Genomic DNA, 25,065 nt, shown 5'->3' on the forward strand with positions numbered 1-25,065 from the left:
CTGGCCGCCCAGCAGGTGTTCAACCCGGCCGGCGTGTCGAGCCTCGACTACTTCGGCACCGTGCGCGGCCGCCTCGGCTACGCCTTCGACCGCACCCTCGTGTACGGCACCGGYGGCTTCGCCTACGGTTCGGGCGGTGGTCGCGAGTTCGGCCTGAACAGCGGCAGCCGCGACAGCTTCCAGACCGGCTGGGCCGCCGGCGGCGGTATCGAGTACGCGCTSCCCACGGACTCGTTCTTCAACTTCTTCAAGTCCTCGGCCGTGACGTTCAAGGTCGAAGGCCTGTACGTGAAGCTCGACCAGAACAACCGCAACGCCGGCGCCTTCGCCGTCAACAACGCCGGCGCGACCATCTTCACCAACAGCCCGGGCGTCGTCCTGGCCAGCGGTGGCCGTCAGGTCCGCGACACCGAGTTCGCCGTCGTCCGCGCCGGCCTGAACTACAAGTTCGGCTCGTACTAGGACCCGACCGGCGCCCCTCGCCGGGCGCCACCGGCTCCACGAACCAACGAAGAGCCCGGCCGAAAGGCCGGGCTTTTTCGCGTTCCGGCCATGGCCCGAAACGAATCGTTGCATCCGGAACGGCGGAGTTTGCGTTGAGCCCCTGACAAAAGCCGATGGCATCCCCCATCTGTGAACCGCCAGGGCGGTGACGACGCCGCCGGCTTGCCCAGGAGGACGACTCCATGAACAGCGAAGAACGCGACGTCATCGGCGGCATTTTCCAGCGCCTGGAGCAGGCCGCGAGCCAGCCCCGCGATTTGGAAGCCGAGCGCTTCATTGCCGAGAAGCTGCGCGCCCAGCCCTACGCGCCCTACGCGATGGCGCAGCTCATCTACGTGCAGGAAGAGGCGATCAAGAGCCTGAACCAGCAGCTCGAGCAGGCCAAACAGGCGGGCCAGCAGCAGCCTCAGGGCGGTGGCGGCTTCCTGTCGAGCATCTTCGGTGGCGGATCGCAGCGTCAGGAGCCGCAGCGTCCGGCGGGTCAGGCCTGGGGCAACCAGGGCCAGCCGCAGCCGGGATACGGTCAGCAGCAGCCTGGTTACGGCCAGCAGCCCGGCTATGGCGGTCCCCAGCAGGGCGGGCCCTGGAGTGGTCAGCAGCAGGCACCGGCGCGTGGCGGCGGCTTCATGGCGACCGCGCTGCCGATGGCGGCGGGCGCGGCAGGCGGCATGCTGCTCGGCAGCGCCTTGTCAAACGCGTTCGCGGGCGGTCATTCGTCCCTCGGGAGCTCGGCTGCGGCGGGACTGCCCGCAGCGGGTGCGGCGGCAGGCGGCGATTCCGACCTCGGCTCGGCGCTCGGCGGCGGCAACGACTTCCAGGAAGCATCCTTCGGCGGCGACGCGGGCGATGATTTCGGCGGCGACCTCGGCGGCGGCGGCGACGACGATTGGGTGTGATCCCCAAAACCCGGCCGTCCTCGGGCGGCCGGGTCGAAGGGAATTCGAAGGACCGGCTCCGCGCCCCGCGGAACCGGTCCTTCCTCGTTTCAGAGCACTTCGACGCGGGTGCCCACCGGGGTACGTTCGTAGAGGTCGATGACGTCCTCGTTCATCATTCGGATGCAGCCCGACGAGACCGACTGGCCGATGGTGTGCGGCTCGTTGGTGCCGTGGATGCGATAGAGCGACGAGCCGAGATAGAGGGCGCGCGCTCCGAGCGGGTTGCCGGGGCCGCCGGCCATGTGGCGCGGCAGGTCGGGACGTCGCCGGATCATCTCCGACGGCGGGGTCCAATCCGGCCATTCGCGCTTCTGGCTGATGGATTTCAGGCCCGACCAGGCGAAGCCCGGCCGCCCGACGCCGATGCCGTAACGGATCGCCTTGCCGCCGGGCTGGACGAGGTAGAGAAACTTCGTCGGCGTATCGACCACGATGGTGCCCGGCTGCCGGCCGCCGTCGTAGTCCACGACCTGGCGCGCGAAGCGTGGGTCGGGCGTGCGGGCGATGGTCTCCGCTCCTGACCTCGCATGGGCTGCGATCGGGTCCCGCTCGTCCGCCTGCGGCAGGGCTGCGAGGCGCATGCGTGCGGGCGCGACATCGGCGGGGGCCTGCGGCATTGCCTCGGGGAGGCGATCACCCGACGAGAGGCGGCGCGGGATGGCGCCCTCGGTCCGGCCAGTCGTCCGCACCGGACCCGACGGGGGAGCCTCGCTCATCAGGAACTCGATGAACCCGCCGCCGTAGCCGCCCGGACCCGCCTGCGCCTGTGCGGCCCCGCCGCCCAGCACCATCGCCAGGCCGGATACGGCCACCCACCATTCGAACCGCATGATCCCTCCTGCCGACACCTGCGACCCGTTGGGGTCTCGTCCGGTCGAGGATCATGGGCGGAGGGTCCGTGTCCGGTGAAGGAACGTGGTGAATCCTTCACGAAAACGGGGTGAGACGGAGGCTACGAGGATTCAGCGTGAACGCGCGGTAAAGGTTGCCCGATCGTTGCGCCATTCAAGAAATGGCAACCAGTTTGGCCGATGGTCTCAGCGCTGACCTCTGGCGGGCTTGATCTCACCGATGACCACGAAACGTTACCGCATCGAAGACAGCCTCGGCATCGCCGCGAGCGTAACGGTTCCGGAGGCGGCCGTGCCCTCCGAGGCCGTGACCCTGAACAACACCCGCCTCGAAGAAATCCTGTCGGCAATCCAGGACCTGCGGCGCGTCACTCAGACCAGCACCGTGGAGACCGTGGAGGCTTGCCGGCGCGAGCTGAGCGAAGCCTTCGCCATGCGCTCCGAGCTCGACATCATGAAGGATGCGATCACCCGCACCAAGCAGGAGATCGCCACGCTCTACCGCTCCGAGAACACCGGCAAGGGCATGCGCCGGGTGGCTGGGGAACTCGACGCCGTTGTCGACTCCACCGAGCAGGCCACGAGCACCATCCTGGGCGCCATCGAGGAGATCGAGACCAACGCCAGCATGCTGCGCGCCATGACCACCACCATGGCGGGCCGCGAGAACATCGACGCCATCCTCGAGCGCGTGGTCATCGCCTTCGAGGCCTGCAATTTCCAGGATCTCACCGGCCAGCGCATCAACAAGATCGTCGGCGTGTTGAAATTCATCGAGGAGCACCTCGACCGGATGATCGACGCCTGGGGCGGCCTCGACACGTTCAGCGAACTTCTCGGCGTCAACGGCGGCAAGATCGACATCGAGGACGAGAGCTCGCTCCTCAACGGGCCGAAGCTCGCCGGCGACGACGGTCACGTCGATCAGGGCGACATCGACGCCCTGTTCGACTGATCGCCCCTTCCCTCGCGAATCCGGGCGGCTTAGATCAGCCCCATGAGCCGCGAGAACAACCGCGAGACCGCGAAACACAAGAGCCTCTCGGACGTGCCGCCGGAGGATCTCGACGAGGGGGACGAGGCGGACGACGCCACCGAACTCTCACAGACCGACGAATCCCCCGAAATCGATTTCGATTTCGAGGAGGGCGCGGTGAAGGCCGGGACGGAGATCATCCGCCGGTTCTGGTCCACCCTGCCGTCGGGGCCGGGCGTCTACCGGATGTTCGATGCCAAGGGCGACGTGCTCTACGTCGGCAAGGCGAAGAACCTGAAGGCCCGCGTCGGCTCCTACGCCCGCGGCCAGGCGCATTCCAATCGCATCGCCCGGATGATCTCGCAGACCGCGGCGATGGAGTTCGTCACCACCGCCACCGAGACCGAGGCGCTGCTGCTCGAGGCCAACCTCATCAAGCAGTTGAAGCCGCGCTTCAACGTGCTGATGCGGGATGACAAGTCGTTCCCCTACATCCTGGTCACGGCCGATTCTGAGGCGCCGCAGATCGTCAAGCATCGCGGCGCCCGCCGGCGCAAGGGCAGCTATTACGGGCCGTTCGCCAACGTCTGGGCGGTCAACCGCACGGTCAACGCCCTCCAGCGCGCGTTCCTGCTGCGGACCTGCACGGACAGCTACTACGAGAACCGCACCCGGCCGTGCCTGCTCTACCAGATCAAGCGCTGCGCCGGCCCGTGCACGGGCGAGATCGCCCTGCCCGAGTATCAGGCGCTGGCCGACAACGCGAAGGCGTTCCTCGCCGGCAAGTCCAACGCCGTGAAGGACCGCATGCGGGAGGAGATGCAGGCGGCCTCCGAACTGATGGAGTTCGAGCGCGCGGCGCGGTTTCGCGACCGGATCTCCGCGCTGTCGGCGATCCAGGGGACGCAAGGGGTCAACACGCAAGGCGTCGAGGAGGCCGACGTGTTCGCCCTCGACGAGCAGGCCGGGCAGTTCTGCATCGAGGTGTTCTTCTTCCGCAACTTCCAGAACTGGGGCAACCGCGCCTACTTTCCGAAGGCCGACCGCAGCATGACGGCCGACGAGGTGCTGGCCTCGTTCATGGGCCAGTTCTACGACGACAAGCCGGCCCCGCGCCTCGTCCTCGTGTCCCACGTCATCGAGGACGCCGAGCTCCTCGCCGCCGCCCTGTCGAGCCGCACTGACTACCGGGTCGACATCCACCTGCCCCAGCGCGGCGAGCGCAAGAACCTCGTCGAGTACGCCCAGCGCAACGCCAAGGAGGCTTTGGGCCGGCGCCTCGCCGACACCGCCTCGCAGGGCAAGCTGCTGGTGGCCCTCGGGCAGTCGTTCGGGCTGGCGGCGGCGCCGCGCCGGATCGAGGTCTACGACAACTCGCACATCATGGGCACGAACGCGGTCGGCGGCATGATCGTCGCCGGGCCGACGGGCTTCGCCAAGACCCATTACCGCACCTTCAACATCAAGTCCGAAGAGCTGACCCCGGGCGACGATTATGGGATGATGCGCGAGGTGCTGCAGCGCCGGTTCAAGCGGCTGGTGAAGGAGAATCCGCGCAATCCCATCCAGGCGGCCATCGCCGATGCGGAGCCGGCCGAGGTTGCCATGCCCGAGGTCGATTCCGAGACCATGCCGGTCTGGCCCGACCTCGTTCTCATCGACGGCGGCAAGGGGCAGCTGGACGCCGCGCGCACGGCCCTGGAAGAGATGGGCGTCACCGACGTCGCCCTCGTCGGCATCGCCAAGGGGCGCGACCGCGATGCCGGGCGCGAGACCTTCTTCGTGCCGGGGCGCCCGCCGTTCAAGCTGCCGCCCCGCGACCCGACCCTGTACTTCGTCCAGCGCCTGCGCGACGAGGCCCACCGCTTCGCCATCGGCACCCACCGGGCCAAGCGCAAGCGCGAAATGATCAAGAACCCCCTCGACGAGATTGCCGGCATCGGTCCGACGCGCAAGCGCGCGCTCCTGCACCATTTCGGCACCGTGAAGGCGATCCAGCGGGCGGCTTTCGAGGATTTGGCGAAGACGCCCGGCGTCAACGCGGCCACGGCGCGCGCCGTTTACGACTTCTTCCACGCCCAATCCTGATACATCCAGGCCTGAGCGGGCCGTCCCCTCATGAGAGAGGCATAGCGGTTGACCCCCACCCCACCCCATGGTTTCACCGCGCCGATGGAGCCGACCCCAACCCGTCGCCGTTCACCGGCCTGGACGCTCGCGAACTGTCTGACCTACGGGCGGCTCGTGGCGGTGCCCGTCGTCGTCGCCCTGCTGTACTGGCCGGTGGAGAACACCGCCCGCTTCGCAGCCCTCGGCGTCTACATCCTGGCCGCCATCACCGACTACCTCGACGGCTACGTGGCGCGAACCTACGACCAGAGCTCGGCCCTGGGGCGGATGCTCGACCCCATCGCCGACAAGCTATTGGTGGCCGCCTGCCTCCTCATGCTCGCCGCCGACACCACCATCCACGGTTGGACCCTGTGGGCGGCCATCGTGATCCTGTGCCGGGAGATCCTGGTCTCGGGCCTGCGCGAGTATCTGGCGGAGCTGAAAGTCGGCGTGCCGGTGAGCCGTGTCGCCAAGTGGAAGACCACCCTGCAACTCATCGCCATCGGTTTCCTCGTGGCGGGTCCCGCCGGCGAGACGATCCTGCCGGGTACGATCCAGACCGGAACCTACCTGCTGTGGATCGCCGCAGCCCTGACGCTCTACACCGGGTGGGACTACATGCGGGCGGGGATCAAGCACGTCATCGACGACCCACGCTGAGAGGCTCGCCATGAAGCTCGTCTATTTCGCCTGGGTGCGCGAGCGCATCGGCAAGGCCGAGGAGGTGGTGGATCTGCCCGCGGGCCTCGACACCGTCGCGGATCTCCTCCGGTGGCTGCGCGGCCGGGGCGAGGAATACGCCTACGCGTTCGAGGGCGACGGTGTGGTGCGGGTGGCCATCGACCGCATCCACGCGAAATCGACTGCGCCCCTGGCCGGTGCCTCGGAAATCGCGTTCTTCCCACCGATGACCGGCGGCTGAGACTGTCCGCTCGCCGCTCGGGGGCTTCTCCTGTCCGAACCGGGGTTCATCAGTCGGCAGACGGAACGCAGGCGCCCCGGTCGCCCCCCCCTCGCCGCGACCCAGTTCTGACATGTCGGGATGGGAGCGCCAACGTCATCGGCGAGCGCCGAGCCAGAGGAAACAGGGCGTCCCGTGCGGCACCGAAAACCATCGGGTCGCCGAAGACGATCCGTAGCCGATCAGGCGGCGGCCTTCGCCACGGCGTCCACCACCGTGTCGACGACATCCGATACCAGGGTGCGGTCGTCGCCCTCGGCCATCACGCGGATCACCGGTTCGGTGCCCGATGCGCGGATCACGAGGCGTCCGGTGTTGCCGAGGCGCTCGCGGGCCTGGGCGATGGCGGTGATGACGGCGTCCGCCCGAAGGGGCTCGCCCGCGCGGTAGCGGACGTTGCGCAGGATCTGCGGCAACGGGTCGAAGCAGTGGCAGACCTCGCTCACGGGCCGGTCCGAGCGCTTGACCACGCTGAGGAGCTGGAGGGCGGCGACGAGGCCGTCGCCGGTGGTGGCGTAGTCCGACATGATGATGTGGCCCGATTGCTCGCCGCCGAGGTTGTAGCCGTGCTCGCGCATGTGCTCGAGGACGTAGCGATCGCCCACCGCCGTGCGCGCCAGGGACAAGCCGATGCCGCCGAGATAGCGCTCGAGGCCGAGGTTGGACATGATCGTCGCCACCAGCCCCGGCTGGGTCAGGCGGTCGTCCTCCTGCCATGAGCGGGCGACGACGGCCATGAGTTGGTCGCCGTCGACGGACTGGCCCTTCTCGTCGACGATGAGGACGCGGTCGGCGTCGCCGTCGAGGGCGATGCCGATGTCGGCCCGCAACTCGCGGACCTTGGCGGCGAGGGCCGCCGGTGCCGTCGAACCGACGTCCTGGTTGATGTTGAAGCCGTCCGGCTCGACGCCGATGCCGATCACCTCGGCGCCGAGTTCCCACAGGGTTTCGGGCGCGACGCGGTAGGCCGCGCCGTTGGCGCAATCGACCACGATGCGCAGGCCGTCGAGGGTGACGTTGCGCGGGAGCGAACGCTTGGCGAACTCGATGTAGCGGGCATGCACGCTCTCGATGCGCTTGGCCCGGCCGAGGTCGCGCGAGCCGGACAGGCGCTTGTGCAGCTCGCCGTCGATGAGGGCCTCGATCTCGCGCTCGACCTCGTCGCTGAGCTTGAACCCATCGGGCCCGAACAGCTTGATGCCGTTGTCCTCGAACGGGTTGTGCGAGGCCGAGATCATCACCCCGATATCGGCGCGCATGGAGCGGGTCAGCATCGCCACCGCCGGCGTCGGCATCGGCCCGAGCTGGAGCACGTCCATGCCGACGGAGGTGAAGCCCGCAATCAGGGCGGTCTCGATCATGTAGCCGGACAGGCGGGTGTCCTTGCCGATGACCACACGGTGGCGGTGGTCGCCGCGCTGGAAGATGATGCCGGCCGCCTGCCCGACCTTCAGGGCGAGTTCCGGCGTGATGACGCCGTTGGCGCGGCCCCGGATGCCGTCGGTTCCGAAATACTTGCGCGACATGGTTTTCGCGATCCGTCTTTTGTTGGCTGCGATGGCGCTTGTCGGATATGGGGCGGTCCCGGTCCGTCCCACCAAGCCGCCCTCCTGAACGTCGGTCCGCTGAGCTTGATGCGTCGAGCCTGAAGGACCGGTTGAGAAAGACGGGCGGCCCGATCCGCGGCGGTGGGAGACTCCGATGCGGTGAACGGCCCCCGGATATGCGTGAGCCCGCCGGGGGGCGGGCTCACGGAATCGTCGCCTCGGTTCGATGGAGGATCAGGCCTGGGGCTGCGGCTCCAGGCCGCCATCGGTCTCGCGCGGGCGCCCGCGCCCGGCGGACGGGACCGAGGAGCCGCGCACCGTATTCGAAGGACCATCACCGGAATCCCGCACCGGCGGCCTGCCGGCGATGAGATTGCGGATTTCGTCCCCCGACAGAGTCTCGTACTCGAGCAGCCCTTGCGCCAGGGCTTCGAGGTCGTCCTTGTGCTCGCCGAGGATGCGGCGCGCCTCCTGCAGACCGGTCTCCACGAGGCGGCGGACCTCGGCATCGATCTTCTGGGCGGTGGCCTCCGACACCGTCTGCTGACGGCCCATGGACATGCCCAGGAACACCTCGTCGTTGTTCTCGCCGTAGGCGACGGTACCGAGCTCGGGGCTGAAGCCCCAGCGGGTCACCATCATGCGGGCGAGGCGGGTCGCCTGCTCGATGTCGGACTGGGCGCCGGAGGTCACCTTGTCGGCGCCAAACGTCATTTCCTCGGCGATGCGGCCGCCCATCATGATGGCCAGGCGCGAAGTCATCTGCTCGAAGGACATCGACAGCTTGTCGCGCTCGGGCAGCTGCATGACCATGCCAAGGGCCCGGCCGCGCGGGATGATCGTCGCCTTATGGACGGGATCGGTAGCCGGCACGTTGAAGGCGACGATGGCGTGGCCGCCCTCGTGATAGGCAGTCAGCCGCTTCTCGTCCTCGGTCATGACCAGGGTGCGGCGCTCGGCCCCCATCATCACCTTGTCCTTGGCGTCCTCGAACTCGTGCATCGTGACGATGCGTTTTCCACGACGAGCGGCGAGCAGGGCGGATTCGTTCACCAGGTTCATGAGATCGGCGCCCGAGAAGCCCGGGGTGCCGCGCGCAATGACCTTGAGGTCGACGTCCGGCGCCAGGGGCACCTTGCGGACGTGGACGCGCAGGATGCGCTCGCGACCGACGACATCGGGGTTCGGCACCATGATCTGGCGGTCGAACCGACCCGGACGCAGCAGGGCGGGATCGAGCACGTCGGGCCGGTTGGTGGCCGCGATGATGATCACGCCCTCGTTGGCTTCGAACCCGTCCATCTCGACGAGGAGCTGGTTGAGGGTCTGCTCGCGCTCGTCGTTGCCGCCGCCGAGGCCGGCGCCGCGATGGCGACCCACGGCGTCGATTTCGTCGATGAAGATGATGCAGGGGGCGTTCTTCTTCGCCTGCTCGAACATGTCACGGACGCGGCTGGCGCCGACGCCGACGAACATCTCGACGAAGTCCGAACCGGAAATGGTGAAGAACGGCACGTTGGCCTCACCGGCCACGGCCCGGGCGATGAGGGTCTTACCCGTGCCGGGGGGGCCGACGAGGAGCACGCCGCGCGGAATGCGGCCGCCGAGTCGCTGGAACTTCTGCGGGTCGCGCAGGAACTCGACGATCTCCTGAAGATCTTCCTTGGCTTCCTCGACACCGGCCACGTCGTCGAAGCTCACCCGGCCCGAAGCCTCGGTGAGGAGCTTGGCCTTCGACTTGCCGAAGCCCATGGCGCGCCCGGCACCGGACTGCATCTGCCGGCTGAGGAAAATCCAGGCGCCGATGAACACGAGGATCGGCAGCCAGCTGACGAGGAGCTGGATGAACCACGGCGTGTTGTCCGAGGGCGGACGCGCGGTGATCTGGACGCCCTTGCTCTGGAGCTTGGAGACCAGACCGGGATCGTTCGGCGCATAGGACGAGAAGTTGCCGCCGCCGACATAGGTGCCGCTCACGTCCTGCCCGGAGATCACCACCGTCTGAATCTTGCCCGCATCGGCATCGTTCAGGAGTTGGCTGTAGGCGATCTCGGCGCCGCCGCCGCGATGTCCCGGATTCTGGAACAGGGTCACGAGGGCGAGCACGAGCAGGAAGATGACGACCCACAAGGCGAAATTGCGGAAGTTCGGGTTCATCGATCAATCCCTGGGGGGGCATCCGGGCCCGCGGCGCGAATGGGCGGTTATCAGTCCGGACACTCCAGGCCAATGTAGGCAGCCCCGTCTCCCTTGCCAAGTAAATCGCGTGCGCCTGCGGCAAGGCCGTCCCCAGCCCCATCGCGATCGGTCCGTGCGGGCGCGGCCGCGAGGGTGAGCCCCCTGACCCGCGTCAGGGAAACCAGCATCCCCGCCAGGGTCCGGCGCAGGGGTGTCCGATCCCGGAGGGCGGGGCGCAGGGCTTCGAGCACAAGGGATTCGATCCGCTCCAGGCGCGGCCGCCCCGCCCCGGCCTCTGCGAGGGCCTGGATGAGGACACGGATCAGGATGGCGTCCGGCAGGGCGGCCAGGCTCGACGCGTCGAGGCGGACTAGGCTGGGACCGTCGGCCGGACGGCGCGCCGCCAGATAGGCGGTGCGCGCGGTCTGCGTCAGGGCTTCGTCGTCGCGGGCACAGCGTGCGGCGAGACGCGTCAGACGCGTGTCGCTCAAGCCCTCGCGGGCGAGGTCCGGCAGGAGGCGACGCAGCCGAGCCCGGGTGAAGCGCGGATCGGCGTTCGATTCATCCTGGACGGGGACAAGTCCATGCGCCGCGCAATAGGCGACGAGGTCGGCCTTCGGTCGGTGGAGGAACGGCCGCCCGAGACGGACCGCGCCGACGAGGAGGCGCACGGCCCGCATGCCGGCGAGACCCGCCGGGCCGCTCCCGGCCAGGAGCCGCATGAGGACGGTTTCGGCCTGATCGTCGCGGGTGTGCCCGGTCAGCACCCACCCGACCCCGAGATCGTTCGCGTGATCGCCCAGCAGCCCGTACCGGGCCGAGCGAGCCGCCGCCTGAAGGCCGTTGGTGGGCTTCGGACCGGTCCAGACGAGGGTGCGGTGCGGCAGGCCGAGGTTCCGGGCCATCGCCGCGACGCCCTCGGCCTCCGAGGCCGAGGCGGCCCGCAACCCGTGATCCACGGTGGCGACGTGGAGGGAGACCGTCGGTCCGGCCCGGAGGGCGGCCCGCATCAGAGCCGTCGAATCGGGGCCGCCCGAGACGGCGAGGAGCACGCCGCCATGCGGGATCGTAGGGGCGACGAAGGGAGCGAGTTCCGCCTCGATGGCGGCGGGGTCGAACGCCGTTACGGTCACGCCGCGCAGCGGGCGCGTTTCTGTTCGCGGGTCACGCCCTGGCGCACGGAGGGAGCGGCGCCGGGGAACTTGCGCTCGAGTTCGGCGAGCGTCGCGCAGGCCTGCTCGCGGGCGCCCAGCGCGTTGAGGGAGGTGCCGAGCTTCAGCATCGCATCCGGCGCCTGGGGCGAACGGGCGTAGTCGGTGGAGACCTTCAGGAACTGCTCGGCCGCCTCCCGGTTGCGATTGCGCTGAAGGTAGCTCTCGCCGAGCCAGTAGGTCGCCGCCGGCACGAGCCCGTCGCGCGGATGGGACTGAATGAACTGGCGCAGGCCCATCTCGGCCTGCTCGTACTGGCGCTGGAGGATGTAGGCGTAGGCCGATTCGTAGTCGGCCCGGGCGTCGCCCGTGGCGGTGGCCGCGATTCCGGGGCGGGCCGGCTGCGCGATGGCGCCCGTGGTCGGTACCCGCGACGGCGGCGTCAGATCGACGGGGCCGCCGAAGCCGGGAGCCGACAGGCCCGGCTCTTCGTCGTCGGCCTCGACCACCGTCGGCGGCACAGTGCGGGCACGGGGGGGCTCGGCCACCGGTGCGGTCGGAGTCGTGGCGCCGAGCTGCATCGGCGCGCCCGGCCGGCCGGGATTTTGCTCAGGATCGAAGGCGTCACTGCGCTTGGCCGGTTTCTGCGGCGCGCCGCTTGGGGAGGCCGCGCCGCGGCCGCCCTTGGCCTCCTGCAGGCGGAACTCGACATCCTCCTGGAACTTGCGCAGCTGCTCCTTGAGCTGACGATTCTCGTACTGGAGCGTCTCGATCTGCCCCGCCTGCTGGCGCGACTGATTCTCGATCCGGTTCAGCCGCACGACGAAATCGGACCCGTCCTGGGCGGTCGCCGGAGACAGAGCCAGGAGGGTGAGACAGCTTGTCAGGAGGAGGCGACGGAGCATGGCGATCGGCACCGGTGAACGTATCCCGCGAAGGCCGCCACAGCGGCCTTCCGCCCCATAACAGGTGTCCCGCATCGCGGCAAAAGGAAGGCTCGTCCAGTGGGCCCGGCCGTCGTGCCGGACCCGGCCGGCGGATCAGGAGCCGGCGCCCCGGTCGAGGACTGTGACGGCGCGGCGGTTCTGGGACCAGCACGAGATGTCGTTACACACGGCCACGGGCCGTTCCTTGCCGTAGGAGACGGTACGGATGCGACCGGAGGCGATACCGCGCGAAGCGAGGTAGTCGTTCACCGCCTGAGCGCGGCGGGCACCGAGGGAGAAGTTGTACTCGCGGGTGCCGCGCTCGTCGGCATGCCCCTCGATGAGGAAGGTGTAGCGCGGATAGCGCTGGAGCCAGCTCGCCTGCTTGTCGAGGGTCGCCGTGGCCGTGGACGTCAGATCCGTCGAGTCGGATTCGAAGAACACCCGGTCGCCGATGTTGACCACGAAGTCCTGGGCGCTGCCGGGCGTGCCCGCCCCGGCCCCGTAGGCGCCGCCCGCGCCGGCGCCGAAGCCGGAGGCGTCGGCGAGATCCTTGTCGTTGCTGCAGGCTGCGACGCTGAGGGCGGCGCAGAGCGCCGCCGCGAGGCTGAACACGCGGGAGCGCGCGATCGTGGTCATGGTCCTGTTCTCCTCGGACGGTGCCTGCGGCCGGTGCGTCCCGAAGGGTGGCTCGCACGGCGTCTTCAGGCTCGTCTGTCTAAGCCGGTCAGGTTAAGCGAAGGTTCCGTCAACCTTGACGGTGCGTTTCCACCACCGATTCGTGGCAGACGCCGTGTGCCCCCGCACCGTGTCGTCGATGCGACGAACTTCCTCCGACAAGATGGCGGCATGGGGACCGGCGGGACCGAACCCGACTTTCCGGTCCACCCTGTCGCATCGAGGCAACGGTCCGACTCTCTGCGGCGCGTACTCCGTCAGGCCGCCAGGGCTTCCATGTCGCAGATGGCCGCGATCGCCCCCTCGGCCGCTGCCCGGGCCGCGTTCAGGGGAGCCACCAGATCGGCGCCGAGGAGGCAGGCCTGCTCCATCTCCAGGCAGCGCCGTGACAGATCGAAGAAGCCGAGGGACCCGCTGACCGACAACAGGGTGTGCGCATCGTGCCGCAGGGCCAGACGCTCGGTTTCGGGCCAGCCGAGCCGCTGCGAGATCTCGAGCTTGAGGTGAGCCAGAAGGTCCATCAGCCGCGCGTGACCGAACACGCCTTCGAGTTCGGCGAGAGTCGCCGGATCGTAGACCGGCACTCCACCGGCGCATCGCGAGACGACATCTGTGTCGAACGGGTCGGCGAGGGTCGGGATCTCATGGAGGGATGGCGCGAATATCGGCACGAGCGAACCGTCGCTGACGTTGATGCAGGCTTAACCATTACAGGATACACGCGTCCGTGCAAAGTGTTGGGAGATGTGATGGATTCCCGCTGCCGGGTTCTGATCGTCGAGGATAACTACCTGCTCCTCGACATGCTCACCCGCGTCTGCGAGCAGGGCGGATCGTCCGTGACCGCCGCCTCCAGCGGCGAGGCGGCCCTCACGACCATTCGCGAGGCGGGGGGCGCCATCGACTGGTTGTTCACGGACATCAACCTGCCCGGCTTCGTCGACGGTTGGAGTGTCGCCGACGCGTTCCGGGCCCTGCATCCCGGCCGGCCCGTGGTCTACGCTTCCAGCGGCACGCATCCCCGGGGGCGGGCCGTCAGCGACAGCCTGTTCGTCGCCAAGCCGTTCCGAATGCAGCCCATCGCCGAACTCGCCCGCGGCATCGCCGCCGCGAAGGGTTCGCACGCCACCGGCTGACCGATCTCAGGAGAACATTGCCCGCACCGCCGGGTCCCCACGCCAGGCCGCCACGCGCGGACAGGCGAGGGACTCCACCGGATGCCGGGCGTAGGCCGTGAAACTGCCGGCGATGTAGGCTTCGCGGTCGAGGAGGACGGGCGCCGCGCCGTCCCGCTCCTTCGGCTTGAAATGGATGGTCCCGGCCAGCCCATAGCGCTGCGCGATCTCAGGGTAGAGCGGCCAGACGGCATCCGCCACGAGATCGTCGGCGAGGTAATCCTCCGCCGCCAGGTCCAGCGGCGCCAGGCCCGCTTCCCGCGCGAGGCGCCGGGCGAGGTCGGCGAGCACGAAGAACTTCGGGTGGTTGAGGACGTGCATGAAGCAGCCTCGGCGCGCCCAGCGCGGCAGCTCCGCGTCGAGGGGGAAATCGATGTCGCGGGCGCTGCCGAGGAGGTAGGCGCTCGCGTCGATCCAGGCGTCGTAGTAGCCGAGGCGCGCGAACACGTCGTCCCGGAACAGGGCAAGGGTCTCGTCCACCGTGCGGCCTTCGAGATAAGCGCAGAGCGCGATGGCCGAATGGTAAGGTCCCATGGGTGAGTGCACGAGGCGGGCGGCCGAGAGTGCACTGACATCGCCGACATGGACCATGTCGGGGTGGAAGGCGGGAAACAGGATCGTCGGGTACAGGCGCACCCGCCCGTCGTTCCGCGCCAGGGCGTGGACGTTGCCGCCCGCGATGAAGCCTTCGGGGAAGAACTGGGAGAAGACGTGGTCGAACGGGGCGAGGTGGTGATGCAGGCGCGCCAGGGTGGCGTGGTCGCGGCGCAGGGTCGCCAGGGGCACCAGGGTGACCCGGGCGTCGGGCAGAAGCAGGGCGAGGGCGCGCGCGATGCCGTCGGCCTGACAATTGCCCAGCACGGCAATGCGGGGGCCGTTGCGCTTCGGGTCCGCCTCGGCAGACGACCGGCGCCACGGTCCCGCCCAGGATGGCGACCAAGAACCCGGTGATGAGACGGATCGCGCGAGGGTTTCGACCCGTGCGAAGGCCCGGTGCGGCCAGCCTGTGAGCGATCGGATGAGAGGTGCCGCCGTGGTGATGAACCCTTACGCCGATCTACCGGCCGAGCGATTCTGGCGCAAGGTCGTGGCCGGCGTGCCCCCGTTCGCCCTGGCGCCGGGGCCGAGCGGCGCCTTTCTCATTCCGCCGGGCGCGCGCGTTGCCACCGCCGGGAGCTGCTTCGCCCAGCACGTCGCGCGCGCCCTGACGGAGGCCGGGTTCGGCCGCTACCTCGCCGAGGCGGCGCCCGCCGGCCTGTCACCGGGGGCGGCGGAGGCGCGCCAGTACGGCACCTATTGCGCCCGCTACGGCAACGTCTACACCGCGCGCCAACTGCTCCAGCTGTTCGACCGGGCCTACGGCACCTACGTGCCGGACCTCGCGGTCTGGACCCGGCCGGACGGTCGCCTCGTCGATCCGTTCCGTCCGGCCATCGAGCCCGAGGGATTCTCGGACGAGGCCGCCTTGCTCGCGTCGCGTGAAACCCACCTCGCGGCGGTCCGAAAGATGTTCGAAGAGCTCGACGTGTTCGTGTTCACCCTCGGGCTCACGGAGGGCTGGGAGCACCGAGCCGATGGGGCGGCCCTGCCCGTGGCGCCGGGGGTGATCGGCGACGGCTTCGATCTGGACCGCTACGCCTTCGTCAACGCGCGCGCCGGAGGCGTGCGCGACGACCTGCTCGCTTTCCTCGACCGACTGTTCTCCGTGAACGCGAAGGCGCGCGTGATCCTCACGGTGTCGCCGGTGCCGCTCATCGCGTCCTACGCGGATCGGCACGTCCTGGTTTCCAACGCCTACAGCAAGGCGGCCCTGCGGGTGGCGGCCGAGGAGGTGGTCGAGGCCGAGCCACGCGCGGTGTATTTCCCCGCCTACGAGATCGTCACCAGCACGGCCAATGCCGGTCGCTACTACGCCGACGATCTGCGCTCGGTGACGCCCGAGGCCGTCGCCCACGTCATGCGGGTGTTCCTCGGGGCGTTCACCGATGCGGCGCCCGTCACGCGGGTGCCCCACCCGCTCGGCCTCGAATATGCCCGCGCGGCCGGTGTCGTCTGCGACGAGGAGGCCATCGAGCGCAGTCTGATCTGACGGCTATTGGAGATGCTTGAAGTAGGTGTCGCCCGCCGCGCGCTTCAGCTCCGCGCCGGCCTCGGCGCCGATGCGGGCGGCATCGGAGACTGAGCCGGAGCGCTGGACCGCCCAATGGGCGCTGCCGTCCGGCAGGAATAGCAGGCCGTCGAGGGACAGGGTGTCGCCGTCGATGCGGGCGAGGGCCGCGATGGGCGTACGGCACGAGCCGTCGAGTTCCGCGAGCAAGCCGCGCTCGGCGGCGAGTTCGGCCGTCGCCCGTGGGCTGACCAGGGGGGCGAGCAGGGCCCGCACGTCGGCATCCTCTTCGCGGCACTCGATACCGAGGGCGCCTTGCGCCACCGCCGGCAGCATCTCGTCGACGGCCAGCACGCTGCGGGCCATCTCGGCCATGCCGAGGCGCTCCAGGCCGCAGAGCGCCAGGAGGGTGGCGTCGCAGGTCCCCTCCTCCAGCTTGCGCATTCGGGTGTTGGCGTTGCCGCGTAAGGGGACGATGCGCAGATCCGGGCGGCGCATGAGCACCTGCGCGGCCCGGCGAAGCGACGAGGTGCCGACGCGGGAGCCCGCGGGAAGGTCGGCGAAGCCGGCGGCACGGGGCGACAGGAACGCGTCGCGCGGATCGTCGCGTTCGAGGATGCAGGCGATGACGAGGCCTTCGGGCAGCCAGGTCTCCACATCCTTCATGGAATGGACGGCGACATCGACCACGTCGGCGAACAGCGCCTGTTCGAGTTCCTTGGTGAATAGACCCTTGCCGCCGATCTCCGAAAGCGGCCGGTCGAGGATGCGGTCGGCCACGGTGTTGACCACCACGATCTCGGTCGTGAGCCTGGGATTGGCGGCGACGATCCGGTCACGCACCATCCCGGTCTGAGCGAGCGCCATCGGGCTGCCGCGGGTGCCGATGCGGAGGGGGCGCTGAAGCATGGGCGAGGATCGCTCGAAGTGGATTTCCGGACACCGTGGTACGCAGTCCGCGTGTCCCTGTCACCGGGCATCCGAACCCGCGCCGTGCGCGGGCCGGCATGGAACAACGGGGTTGCATCCGCAACACCGAGCCGCGGCTCGGATCGTTAGAACGCCTTGAGCGCCAGTTCCGTATGCTCGACGCTCGGCGGAGCTTCGAAGAATGGAGAGACCATGGCCCGGTAATCCTGCCAGGGCTGAGACCCGGTGAAGTCCTTGGTGTGGGCCTCCAGGGTGTCCCACTCGATGAGCAGGCGGTAGCGCTGCGGCTTCTCGATGGAGCGGCGGACGGCGAAGCTCCGGCAGCCCTTGGCGGCCCGGAAGATTTCCGAAGCCTTGGCGATGCCGGCCTCGAAGTCGGATTCCGAGCCGGGCTTGATGTCGATCTGGGCGATTTCGAGGATCATGGCGGGTCCTTGTCCGGGTTGAGAAAACGTCAGCGCAGGGGCCGGCCGAGGGTGCGGGCCAGGATGCGCTGAGGGCTGCGCTCGGGGTCGGCCTGGTCGGCGACCCTGAGATAGGCGGTCTGCTCCAGCATGTAGCGGCCGCCCATGGCGCCGTGCATCACGAGGTCCGAGAACGTCACCCAGGTCTGGCCGGGGGTGAAGCGGACCTCGGCCTGGGGGGCGTCGGTCTGGTAATCCATGTCCCGCTTCAGGGCGTCGTGCAGATGCAGCATCAGGTGGTCGTATTCGGAGCGCCGGGCCTTGGTGATTTTCAGGGCCGCAAGGAGGCGCGCCGAGAGCGGCGAGTAGCCGGGCAGCGTCGGAACGAACTTTTCCGCCATGGAGGCGAAGTCCTCGCCCACCCGCCACAGGCGCGGCTGGCCCTCCGGGTTGATGTTGCGGAAAATCCGAAGAATGCGCTTCTCGCCGATGGGGTTCGACGGGAAGGCATCGACGTGCAGGCGGGTGTCGTCGCGCCGCCAGCTCAGCTTGCGCTGATCGACTTCGAACGGCCGGTAGGAAGTCCCCGCCAACGAAACCTTCCCGACATAGGCTGGCAGATGCCGGGCGATCAGCCCTTCCGCGAAGGCGCGATAGCGAATGAGGAGCTGGCGAAGCGCCTCCCGTTCCTCCGGTGTGCCGGCCGCCCCCCGCAGTTCGGCGTTCAACCCCCGGATGTTGACGTTCTTGGCCTTGCCGTCGGCGAAGGGCCGCTCGACGAAGCGTTCCTCGAATGCGCTGAACGGAAAATCGAGGTCGGGAAACATCAGGACCGCCCCACCCTCCAGGGCATCGACCAGCGAGGGCACGCCGGGGGGCGGCCCCTCGCGGGAGACGGAAACGATCGGACTGATCATCGCGCGAAGCATCCTGGTTTCAGCGGGCGGACATGCCGTTTATCCGAAGGTTGCCCCCGGAACCAAGCGAGCCATGACTCGCGTGAATACCGGTGGATGACGGGCCGGGCCGGTTGTCAGACCGGGGCTGCGGGCCCAACCATCCCGTTCCCGTCGCGCGCAACTCCAAGGCGTGCGGCACGTTTGTACGACGGTCCCGGTTCCGAGCATGGATGCCGGCGCCGGCAAGGATGCCAAGCATGGCAACGTTGAAGGAATTCGAGGAGTCGCTCCGCGAGCACGGGATGCTCATGGCGCTGGCCCTCTTGGAACGCCTGCGCGAGCGCGACCGCGCCACCCGCACCGTCAAGCCGGCCCGGCGCCTCACCGGACAGAAGATGACGCCCGAACTCGCCCGCGCGATCCTCGATCTCCATGCCTCCACGGGCATGACCCAGCAGGAGATCGCCTTCAAGGTCGGCGTCAACCAGGGCCGGGTCAACGAGGTGATCAAGCGCGGCAAGTGGCTCGACGACGATCCCAACGCCCCGGAAGCCATCGCCCGCGATCGCGCCAAGGCGCGCCTGCGGGCGGAGCCGTCGGCCAAGCGCCCACCGGTCCGGCGCGCGGCCAAACCCGCGCCCCGGACCGGGACGCCGGCGCGGCGGCCGAGTCCGCAGGGCCAACTCATCTTCGGCGACTTGTAGACCGTACGCGACGGCGCGTCCCGGGATCGCGGATCACCGCGGGGCGTTCTCTCCGTGGCCGCGCTCCGTTGTGCGCGGCGAACGGGACGGACCGCATGACCCGCTTTCTCCTCGCCCTGATCTGTTTTGGCGTGATCGGCCCCGCCGAGGCACAGCGGGCATCCACCACGGACATGAGTTGCGCGCAGGCGAAAGACACCGTCTCTCGCCAGGGTGGCGTGGTGCTGGGGACTGGCGGCGCGACCTACGACCGCTTCGTGCGCGATCGCGGCTTCTGCGAGATCACCGAGGTCACGATTCCGGCCTTCGTGCCCGCGCGCGACACGCCGCGCTGCTTCGTCGGCTATCGCTGCAAGGAGCCGGGCCGTGGCGACCGCTTCGACGACGAATCCTGACAGCGGGGATGATCCCCACGCCAAAGCGCCCCGGCGAAACGGCCGGGGCGCTCATTCAAGCGGTGTCGATGGCGGACTTAGGCGGCCTGTTTGACCTTACCCTCGATGGCCGGCGCGGCCGAACCCCGTCCGGTCGCGATCTGGATGTGGCGCGGCTTCTTCGCCTCCGGGATCTCGCGGACGAGATCGATGTGAAGGAGTCCGTTTTCCAGCGCTGCGCCCGTCACCTGGACATAGTCGGCGAGCTGGAAGCGCCGCTCGAAGGCGCGGGCGGCGATGCCCTGATGCAGGAACGTCACCGGATTGTTCGCGTCGGGCGTCCGCTCACCCTTGAGGGTCAGCGCGTTTTCCTTGACCTCGATGGATAGGTCGGCCTCGGTGAATCCGGCGACCGCCACGGTGATCCGGTAAGCGTTCTCGCCGGTGCGTTCGATGTTGTAGGGCGGGTAGGTCGGAGCCGGATCGGCAGCGACGTACTGGTCGAGGGCCGAGAACAGGCGGTCGAACCCGACGGTGGAACGGTAAAGGGGTGCAAGATCGAACTGACGCATGACATATTCTCCATAAGAAGCAACATGCTGAAGTCTGGTCCGCCCAAGGGCCGGACCGGTCGCACCGCCGTAATGGCCGGTGCCACCATGATATTGGCGCCGGCCTTTGTCCCCACAAGAGCCTGGATCGCCGGATCGAACGGGATTTTTCGAATTTTCGTCGTACGTGAGACTGCCGGGAGGAGACGGGACCCCATGAGGATTGGTCGATGCTGACGTTGCGCTCGACGCCGGACAATCCGGTCCCACCCGGTGGCGCGCTCAAGGCGGTCCGTACCGGCGACGGCCTCGAACTGCGTGTGGCGCATTGGCGTCCCACGACACGCCTCGTGAAAGGCACCGTCTGCCTGCTCCAGGGCCGGGCCGAGTTCATCGAGAAGTACTACGAGACGATCGGTGATCTGCGTGGGCGGGGCTTCGCCGTCGTGGCGTTCGACTGGCGCGGCCAGGGTGAATCGCAGCGTCAGGTCGCCGACGCCCACAAGGGCCATGTCGCCCGCTTCGATGATTATCGTCGCGATCTCGAGGCCGTCGCTGAGGCGGTCCTCAGGCCGCTGATGCCGCGGCCCCACGTGTGCCTCGCCCATTCCATGGGGGGCGCCGTCGCCTTCACCGGTGCCCACGAGGGCTGGCTGCCGTTCGGGCGCATCGTCACCGTGGCGCCGATGCTCGCCATCCGCATGGTGCGCTGGCCCGCCGGTGCCTCGGTGCTGTCCCGCTTCCTTCACCGCTTCGGCTTCGGACGCCGGTACATTCCGTTCGGCAAGGCGACCTCCATCGCCACCAAGCCGTTTTCGGGAAACCGGCTGTCGACGGACCCGGTGCGTTACGCTCGCAACGCCGAGGCCGCGCGCGCCGTCGGGGCGGGTGCGGTGGGGGACCCCACCATCGCGTGGCTCGCCGGGGCGTTCCGCGCCATGGCGCGCCTGCGCGACAGGCGGGTGGCCGCCACCATCGCCATCCCGAGCCTCATCGTCGCGGCAGGTGCCGACCCGGTCTGCGAGACGCGGGCGACGGAGCGGTTCGCACGCTTGGTGCGCGGCGCGCACATTCTCGTGCTGCCCGGTGCCCGGCACGAGATTCTATCGGAGCGCGACGCCATCCGCGAGGATTTCTGGGCGGCCTTCGACGCCTTCGTACCCGGCAACGTCGCCGAAGCGATCCCGGCGGAAGCGGATGCCAAAGGTTGATTTCGAAGGCCTGACTTATGGGTTCAGGAGTCGCAACGCCTCGGTGTGGAGCGCACGGTCGCCCGCCGCCACGACGCGCCCGCCGGGGGCGGCGGGGCCTCCGTCCCAAGCAGTGATGACGCCGCCGGCGCCCTCGACGATGGGGATGAGCGCGACGATGTCGTAGGGCTTGAGCCCGGCCTCGACCACGAGGTCGATCTGTCCGGCGGCCAGCATGCAGTAGGCGTAGCAATCCGTGCCGTAGCGCGACATCCGCACGGCGGCTTCGATGGCGGTGAATCCATCGCGCTCGGGTCCGTCGGCGAACAGGCGCGGGTCGGTGGTGGCCAGGAGGGCGTGCTTCAGGCTCGTGCCGCGTCGGCTTCGCAGGACACGCTCGCCCTTTGCCGAGCGCATCCGCGCCGTGGCGCCGTCGCCCGAGAAACGTTCGCCGAGAAAGGGCTGGTGCATGAGGCCCCGCACGGGTGCGCCGTTGTGCGTGAGGCCGATGAGGGTGCCCCAGGTCGGCAGTCCGGCGATGAACGCGCGGGTTCCGTCGATGGGATCGAGAACCCAAACGCATTCGGCCTCCAGGTTCTCGGGGCCGAACTCTTCGCCGAGGATGCCATGGGTCGGGAAGGTGCGGCGAATCAGTCCGCGCAGGATCACCTCTGCCGCGCGGTCGGCCTCGGTCACGGGATCGAAGGTGCCGCTGCCGTGGCCCTTGTCGTCCATGCCGAAGGCGGCCCGGAAGAACGGCAGGATCGCCTGACCCGACTCCGTTGCGAGGTCGTCCATGAACCGCGCGAGATCGACGACGCTCATCGGGGCTTCCTCTCAGGGACCGGGGCGGCAACGAAGCGGCCGCCACGGCCTGCCGTCAAGACCCGAAGGGCGGATGCGTCGCGTTCAGGCGGGAATGGGGGTGCCGACGGGGTGTGGCGTCGGCTGATCCACGTCCACGGGATCGGGGGCGGAGGGGTCGGCGGCAGCAACGATGGCCTCGACGGCGCCACGCAGGGATGTGACGTGGGTATCGGCCGGGATCGCCCGGCCCTGGGCGGCCTCGTCGCGGTCGCCCTCGTCGGCCTGCCACAGGCCAACGACGGTGTACGCCTGGGGCAGCTTGCGCTTCAGGCGTTCGGCCAGGCGCCGAAGGTGGGTCGGCTCCCCGCTGATGGCGGTGGAGACGATGCAGACGAGTCGCGCCGGGCCGACCTCGAATGTGTCGATCCGCGCGCGCGCCACCTCCGAGAACGGCACGACGCGCACGCCGATCCCGCGGTTGCGCAGGAGCTGAGCCAGGATGGCGCAGGCGGACTCGTCCACGAAGCTGCGTCCGGAGACACACAGGACCGTTCCGTCGGCGCGCCAGTCGCTGCCAACGGCCTTCGTCTCGGACGTGTCCGCGCCCGCGTCATCGTCTCGCTCGGCCAGGTCCTCGACGAGGCCGGCGAGACTCTGACGGATATCGTTCTTCTGCTCGGGTGTGAGCACACCGCGGGCTGCGTCGCGAGCCGCGAGTTCGAGGCCCTTGATCACCACCTCGTCGTAATACGCCGCCAGAGGGCGGCTTTTGAGGATCAGTTCGGCGTGTTCCTGCACCTCGTCCGGGTCGCCGGCCAGGACACGCTGATAGAAATTCTCCACGGGCGTGAGGGCCGGCCGGTCGCCGAACAGCACGTCGAGGAACTCGAGCTTGTCGACGTGGCGCCCCAGGACCACGAGGCAGACGGTGAGCGGCGTCGAAAGCAACAGCCCGACGGGTCCCCAGAGCCAGGTCCAGAACAGGGCCGAGACGAGGACGGCGAAGGGCGACATGCCGGTGGAGTGGCCATAGAGCATCGGCTCGATGAAATGGCCGACCAGGGGCTCCAGGATGAGGAACAGGATCAGGGTCTCGACGACCATGGACCAGCCGGGATCGACGGCCGCTGCCAGCGCCAGGGGAAACACCGCCGACACGAAGGCGCCGATATACGGCACGAACCGCATGAGGGCCGAGAAGATGCCCCACAGGACTGGGCTCGGCACGCCGATGAGGTAGAGGCCGATGCCGACTACGATGCCGAAGGACGCGTTGAGGGCGAGTTGGACGAGGAAGTAGCGGCTCAGGCGCTTGGCCGCGTCGTCCATGGCGACCGTGGTCCGGTGCAGGTCGCTCGATCCGGCCAAGCGGATCATGCGATCGCGAAGATCCTCGCGCTGCATCAGCAGGAACAGCAGCACCACGAAGACGATGCCGATGGTGGCCAGTGGATGCAGGATCGGCGAGAGCAGGGCGCCCGCCATGGTGAGGGCGTCGGGCGCGCGGTCCTTCACCTCGACGAGGATCGCCTTCTCGGGCGGCGGAGCGGCGGGGACGGCATCCGATTTGGGTTCGGGTTTGGGCTCTGGCTTCGGACCGTCCTGGTGCATGGTCCGCCCGATGCTGGCGACATAGTCGGCCATGCGTCCGGCGGGGGTGTCCTTGAGACCCTCGACCTTGCCCTCGATGGTAGTTCGGTAGCGCGGGACGTCGCCTGCGATGTCGGCGAGCTGCACCCCGATGAGGGTGCCGAGCGCCCCGACCACGCTCAGAGTCATCAGCACGGCGGTGGCGACGGACAGGAAGCGCCCGAAATGCCAGCGCCTCAGGAAGTTCACCAGTGGGCCGAGGACGAAGGAGAGCAGGATCGCGATGGCGATGGGGATGAGCACGTCGCGGCCGAGATAGAGTCCGGTGACGATGAGCGCCGCGACGATGAGGGGCGAGGTCATGGTCGGGGCTGGCGTCTCGGCGGCGGCGATCCGCGTCGGGCGCGGTGGCATCAGCGAAGGTTTCGCACTGGGTCTCGTCGCCATGCCGGTTCCGTCTCGACGCCTACGCCGGCCGCCCTCGGATGGAGCGCCGCGCCGGGGGAACGGTGCAGCGCCGCAAAACGATCCCTTGCCGGCCGGGCTCTGATCGCGGAGGCGTGATCAGTCCGCGAATGGCGCCAGGGTGAAACCGGCTTCTTCCAGGGTCCGGCGCAGGGCGCGGGCGGTGTCCACCGCATGCGGGTCGTCGCTGTGGACGCAGACCGTATCGATGGAGACCGGAATGCGGCGGCCGGTCAGGGTGAGGAGCGCGCCCTCCTCCACCATGCGCCAGGTCCGCGCGGCGACGGCTTCGGGGTCGGTGATCACCGCGCCCGGCTCGCCGCGCGGCGCGAGCTGCCCATCCTCCGCGTAGGCGCGGTCGGCGTAGATCTCGCGTACCACCCGCAGGCCCTCCGCCTCCGCCGCCCGCTCGGCGGCGAGGCCCGGCATTACAAGAACGACGAGGGTGTCGTCGACGGCGCGCACGGCCCTGGCGATGGCTCGCGCCACGTCGTCCTCGGCATTCGAGAGGTTGGCCAATGCCCCGTGCGCCTTCACATGGGTGACGCGGTGACCGGCCAAGGCCGCACAGGCCTGGAGCGCCCCGATCTGATAGGCGACATCGGCTTCGATCTCACCGGGCGTGGCGCGGATCACCCGGCGGCCGAATCCGCGCCGGTCGTCGAAGCCCGGATGCGCGCCGAGCGCCACGCCGCGCGCCTTCGCCGCTCGGGCGGTCGCGACCATGATGCCCGGATCGCCGGCATGGAAGCCGCAGGCGACGTTGGCCGACGTGACGATGTCGAGCAGGGCGGCGTCGTCGCCCACCCTGTAGGGGCCGTAGCCCTCGCCGAGATCGGCGTTGAGATCGATCCGCATGCTGGGCTTCCCCGCGTGTTTTCGCTCCCCACTGTCCTTGTCGCCTGACATGCGCCAGCACAAGGCGCCATCGGACGTCTCATCGACGCCGCGTTGCCGGGGAGCGGAACGGGCCGCCCGCGCTGCCGATCGGATATGTCCGACGATCCGGGGCAGCAAATCCATCGGGTTCATCGGACCTTTGTCCAG

The 25,065-nt window shown here is 69.0% G+C and carries 26 protein-coding genes; 11 read left to right on the forward strand and 15 right to left on the reverse strand.

The window, feature by feature from the left end; genetic code table 11:
- The coding region (locus ASF28_RS00005) for an outer membrane protein (RefSeq protein ID WP_443189703.1) at positions 1 to 462 on the forward strand (462 nt) is incomplete at its 5' end.
- A gap of 224 nt (positions 463 to 686) precedes the next feature.
- Complete coding sequence (locus ASF28_RS00010) at positions 687 to 1,400, forward strand: DUF2076 domain-containing protein (protein ID WP_056085959.1); 714 nt, start codon at positions 687 to 689, stop codon at positions 1,398 to 1,400.
- A gap of 89 nt (positions 1,401 to 1,489) precedes the next feature.
- Here the strand turns inward: ASF28_RS00010 and ASF28_RS00015 are convergent, their stop codons facing one another.
- The gene (locus ASF28_RS00015) at positions 1,490 to 2,272 is read right to left on the reverse strand and encodes a L,D-transpeptidase (RefSeq protein WP_056085961.1); all 783 of its coding nucleotides are present in this window, start codon (positions 2,270 to 2,272) and stop codon (positions 1,490 to 1,492) included.
- A gap of 241 nt (positions 2,273 to 2,513) precedes the next feature.
- On the opposite strand from ASF28_RS00015, the gene ASF28_RS00020 reads away from it, so the two are divergent.
- The 4 genes from ASF28_RS00020 (at position 2,514) to moaD (ending at position 6,303) form a co-directional block, all read left to right on the forward strand.
- A complete protein-coding gene (locus ASF28_RS00020; protein WP_056085963.1) occupies positions 2,514 to 3,248 on the forward strand; it encodes a protein phosphatase CheZ in 735 nt (244 codons plus the stop codon).
- A 42-nt stretch (positions 3,249 to 3,290) separates the two neighbouring features.
- Complete coding sequence (gene uvrC / locus ASF28_RS00025) at positions 3,291 to 5,357, forward strand: excinuclease ABC subunit UvrC (protein WP_056085965.1); 2,067 nt, start codon at positions 3,291 to 3,293, stop codon at positions 5,355 to 5,357.
- Between the two features lie 84 nt (positions 5,358 to 5,441).
- Complete coding sequence (pgsA, locus tag ASF28_RS00030; protein WP_056085967.1) at positions 5,442 to 6,041, forward strand: CDP-diacylglycerol--glycerol-3-phosphate 3-phosphatidyltransferase; 600 nt, start codon at positions 5,442 to 5,444, stop codon at positions 6,039 to 6,041.
- A gap of 10 nt (positions 6,042 to 6,051) precedes the next feature.
- The gene (moaD, locus tag ASF28_RS00035) at positions 6,052 to 6,303 is read left to right on the forward strand and encodes a molybdopterin converting factor subunit 1 (RefSeq protein ID WP_056085969.1); all 252 of its coding nucleotides are present in this window, start codon (positions 6,052 to 6,054) and stop codon (positions 6,301 to 6,303) included.
- 221 nt (positions 6,304 to 6,524) lie between these two features.
- Here the strand turns inward: moaD and glmM are convergent, their stop codons facing one another.
- From glmM to ASF28_RS23110, 6 genes are all read right to left on the reverse strand, one after another.
- Positions 6,525 to 7,868, reverse strand: a complete 1,344-nt coding sequence (glmM, locus tag ASF28_RS00040) for a phosphoglucosamine mutase (protein WP_056085970.1) — start codon at positions 7,866 to 7,868, stop codon at positions 6,525 to 6,527.
- 255 nt (positions 7,869 to 8,123) lie between these two features.
- Positions 8,124 to 10,046 carry an ATP-dependent zinc metalloprotease FtsH gene (gene ftsH, locus ASF28_RS00045; protein WP_056085972.1) on the reverse strand — a complete coding sequence of 641 codons (1,923 nt, stop codon included), beginning with the start codon at positions 10,044 to 10,046 and terminating at the stop codon, positions 8,124 to 8,126.
- 50 nt (positions 10,047 to 10,096) lie between these two features.
- Positions 10,097 to 11,200 (reverse strand): tRNA lysidine(34) synthetase TilS, encoded by a 1,104-nt coding sequence (tilS, locus tag ASF28_RS00050; protein WP_244474849.1) that lies wholly within the window; start codon positions 11,198 to 11,200, stop codon positions 10,097 to 10,099.
- A complete protein-coding gene (gene ybgF, locus ASF28_RS00055; RefSeq protein WP_056090953.1) occupies positions 11,197 to 12,123 on the reverse strand; it encodes a tol-pal system protein YbgF in 927 nt (308 codons plus the stop codon). Before ybgF ends, tilS begins: the two co-directional genes overlap by 4 nt.
- A 135-nt stretch (positions 12,124 to 12,258) precedes the next feature.
- Complete coding sequence (pal, locus tag ASF28_RS00060; RefSeq protein ID WP_056085974.1) at positions 12,259 to 12,783, reverse strand: peptidoglycan-associated lipoprotein Pal; 525 nt, start codon at positions 12,781 to 12,783, stop codon at positions 12,259 to 12,261.
- A 296-nt stretch (positions 12,784 to 13,079) separates the two neighbouring features.
- Complete coding sequence (locus ASF28_RS23110) at positions 13,080 to 13,493, reverse strand: Hpt domain-containing protein (RefSeq protein ID WP_244474850.1); 414 nt, start codon at positions 13,491 to 13,493, stop codon at positions 13,080 to 13,082.
- A gap of 78 nt (positions 13,494 to 13,571) precedes the next feature.
- On the opposite strand from ASF28_RS23110, the gene ASF28_RS00070 reads away from it, so the two are divergent.
- The gene (locus tag ASF28_RS00070; protein WP_056085978.1) at positions 13,572 to 13,958 is read left to right on the forward strand and encodes a response regulator; all 387 of its coding nucleotides are present in this window, start codon (positions 13,572 to 13,574) and stop codon (positions 13,956 to 13,958) included.
- 6 nt (positions 13,959 to 13,964) lie between these two features.
- Here ASF28_RS00070 and ASF28_RS00075 read toward each other — a convergent pair whose 3' ends face one another.
- Positions 13,965 to 14,858, reverse strand: coding sequence for a WcbI family polysaccharide biosynthesis putative acetyltransferase (locus ASF28_RS00075; RefSeq protein ID WP_056085980.1), 894 nt, complete (start codon positions 14,856 to 14,858; stop codon positions 13,965 to 13,967).
- A gap of 178 nt (positions 14,859 to 15,036) precedes the next feature.
- On the opposite strand from ASF28_RS00075, the gene ASF28_RS00080 reads away from it, so the two are divergent.
- Complete coding sequence (locus ASF28_RS00080; RefSeq protein ID WP_056085982.1) at positions 15,037 to 16,086, forward strand: GSCFA domain-containing protein; 1,050 nt, start codon at positions 15,037 to 15,039, stop codon at positions 16,084 to 16,086.
- 3 nt (positions 16,087 to 16,089) lie between these two features.
- Here the strand turns inward: ASF28_RS00080 and hemC are convergent, their stop codons facing one another.
- From hemC to ASF28_RS00095, 3 genes are all read right to left on the reverse strand, one after another.
- Positions 16,090 to 17,013: a hydroxymethylbilane synthase gene (gene hemC / locus ASF28_RS00085; RefSeq protein WP_056085983.1), complete on the reverse strand. Its 924-nt coding sequence runs from the start codon at positions 17,011 to 17,013 to the stop codon at positions 16,090 to 16,092.
- Between the two features lie 146 nt (positions 17,014 to 17,159).
- On the reverse strand, positions 17,160 to 17,459 hold the full coding sequence (locus tag ASF28_RS00090) for an antibiotic biosynthesis monooxygenase family protein (RefSeq protein WP_056085985.1): 300 nt from the start codon (positions 17,457 to 17,459) through the stop codon (positions 17,160 to 17,162).
- Between the two features lie 29 nt (positions 17,460 to 17,488).
- Complete coding sequence (locus ASF28_RS00095; protein WP_056090956.1) at positions 17,489 to 18,355, reverse strand: Kdo hydroxylase family protein; 867 nt, start codon at positions 18,353 to 18,355, stop codon at positions 17,489 to 17,491.
- 239 nt (positions 18,356 to 18,594) lie between these two features.
- Here ASF28_RS00095 and ASF28_RS00100 point away from each other — a divergent pair, with 239 nt between their 5' ends.
- Positions 18,595 to 19,041: a hypothetical protein gene (locus ASF28_RS00100; protein WP_056085987.1), complete on the forward strand. Its 447-nt coding sequence runs from the start codon at positions 18,595 to 18,597 to the stop codon at positions 19,039 to 19,041.
- Between the two features lie 95 nt (positions 19,042 to 19,136).
- On the forward strand, positions 19,137 to 19,436 hold the full coding sequence (locus ASF28_RS00105) for a hypothetical protein (protein ID WP_056085989.1): 300 nt from the start codon (positions 19,137 to 19,139) through the stop codon (positions 19,434 to 19,436).
- A gap of 77 nt (positions 19,437 to 19,513) precedes the next feature.
- On the opposite strand, the gene ASF28_RS00110 is transcribed toward ASF28_RS00105, so the two are convergent.
- The gene (locus ASF28_RS00110) at positions 19,514 to 19,987 is read right to left on the reverse strand and encodes an Hsp20 family protein (protein WP_056085991.1); all 474 of its coding nucleotides are present in this window, start codon (positions 19,985 to 19,987) and stop codon (positions 19,514 to 19,516) included.
- Positions 19,988 to 20,196: 209 nt separating this feature from the next.
- Between ASF28_RS00110 and ASF28_RS00115 the strand changes: the two genes are divergently transcribed.
- A complete protein-coding gene (locus tag ASF28_RS00115; protein ID WP_056085993.1) occupies positions 20,197 to 21,177 on the forward strand; it encodes an alpha/beta fold hydrolase in 981 nt (326 codons plus the stop codon).
- Between the two features lie 15 nt (positions 21,178 to 21,192).
- Here ASF28_RS00115 and hisN read toward each other — a convergent pair whose 3' ends face one another.
- The 3 genes from hisN to ASF28_RS00130 form a co-directional block, all read right to left on the reverse strand.
- On the reverse strand, positions 21,193 to 21,981 hold the full coding sequence (gene hisN, locus ASF28_RS00120; RefSeq protein WP_056085994.1) for a histidinol-phosphatase: 789 nt from the start codon (positions 21,979 to 21,981) through the stop codon (positions 21,193 to 21,195).
- 84 nt (positions 21,982 to 22,065) lie between these two features.
- Positions 22,066 to 23,967: an AI-2E family transporter gene (locus ASF28_RS00125; RefSeq protein ID WP_147708593.1), complete on the reverse strand. Its 1,902-nt coding sequence runs from the start codon at positions 23,965 to 23,967 to the stop codon at positions 22,066 to 22,068.
- A gap of 150 nt (positions 23,968 to 24,117) precedes the next feature.
- On the reverse strand, positions 24,118 to 24,876 hold the full coding sequence (locus ASF28_RS00130; RefSeq protein ID WP_056085998.1) for a LamB/YcsF family protein: 759 nt from the start codon (positions 24,874 to 24,876) through the stop codon (positions 24,118 to 24,120).
- Positions 24,877 to 25,065: the final 189 nt, after the last annotated feature.

The sequence above is a fragment of the Methylobacterium sp. Leaf99 genome (assembly GCF_001422375.1).
Taxonomy (GTDB): domain Bacteria; phylum Pseudomonadota; class Alphaproteobacteria; order Rhizobiales; family Beijerinckiaceae; genus Methylobacterium.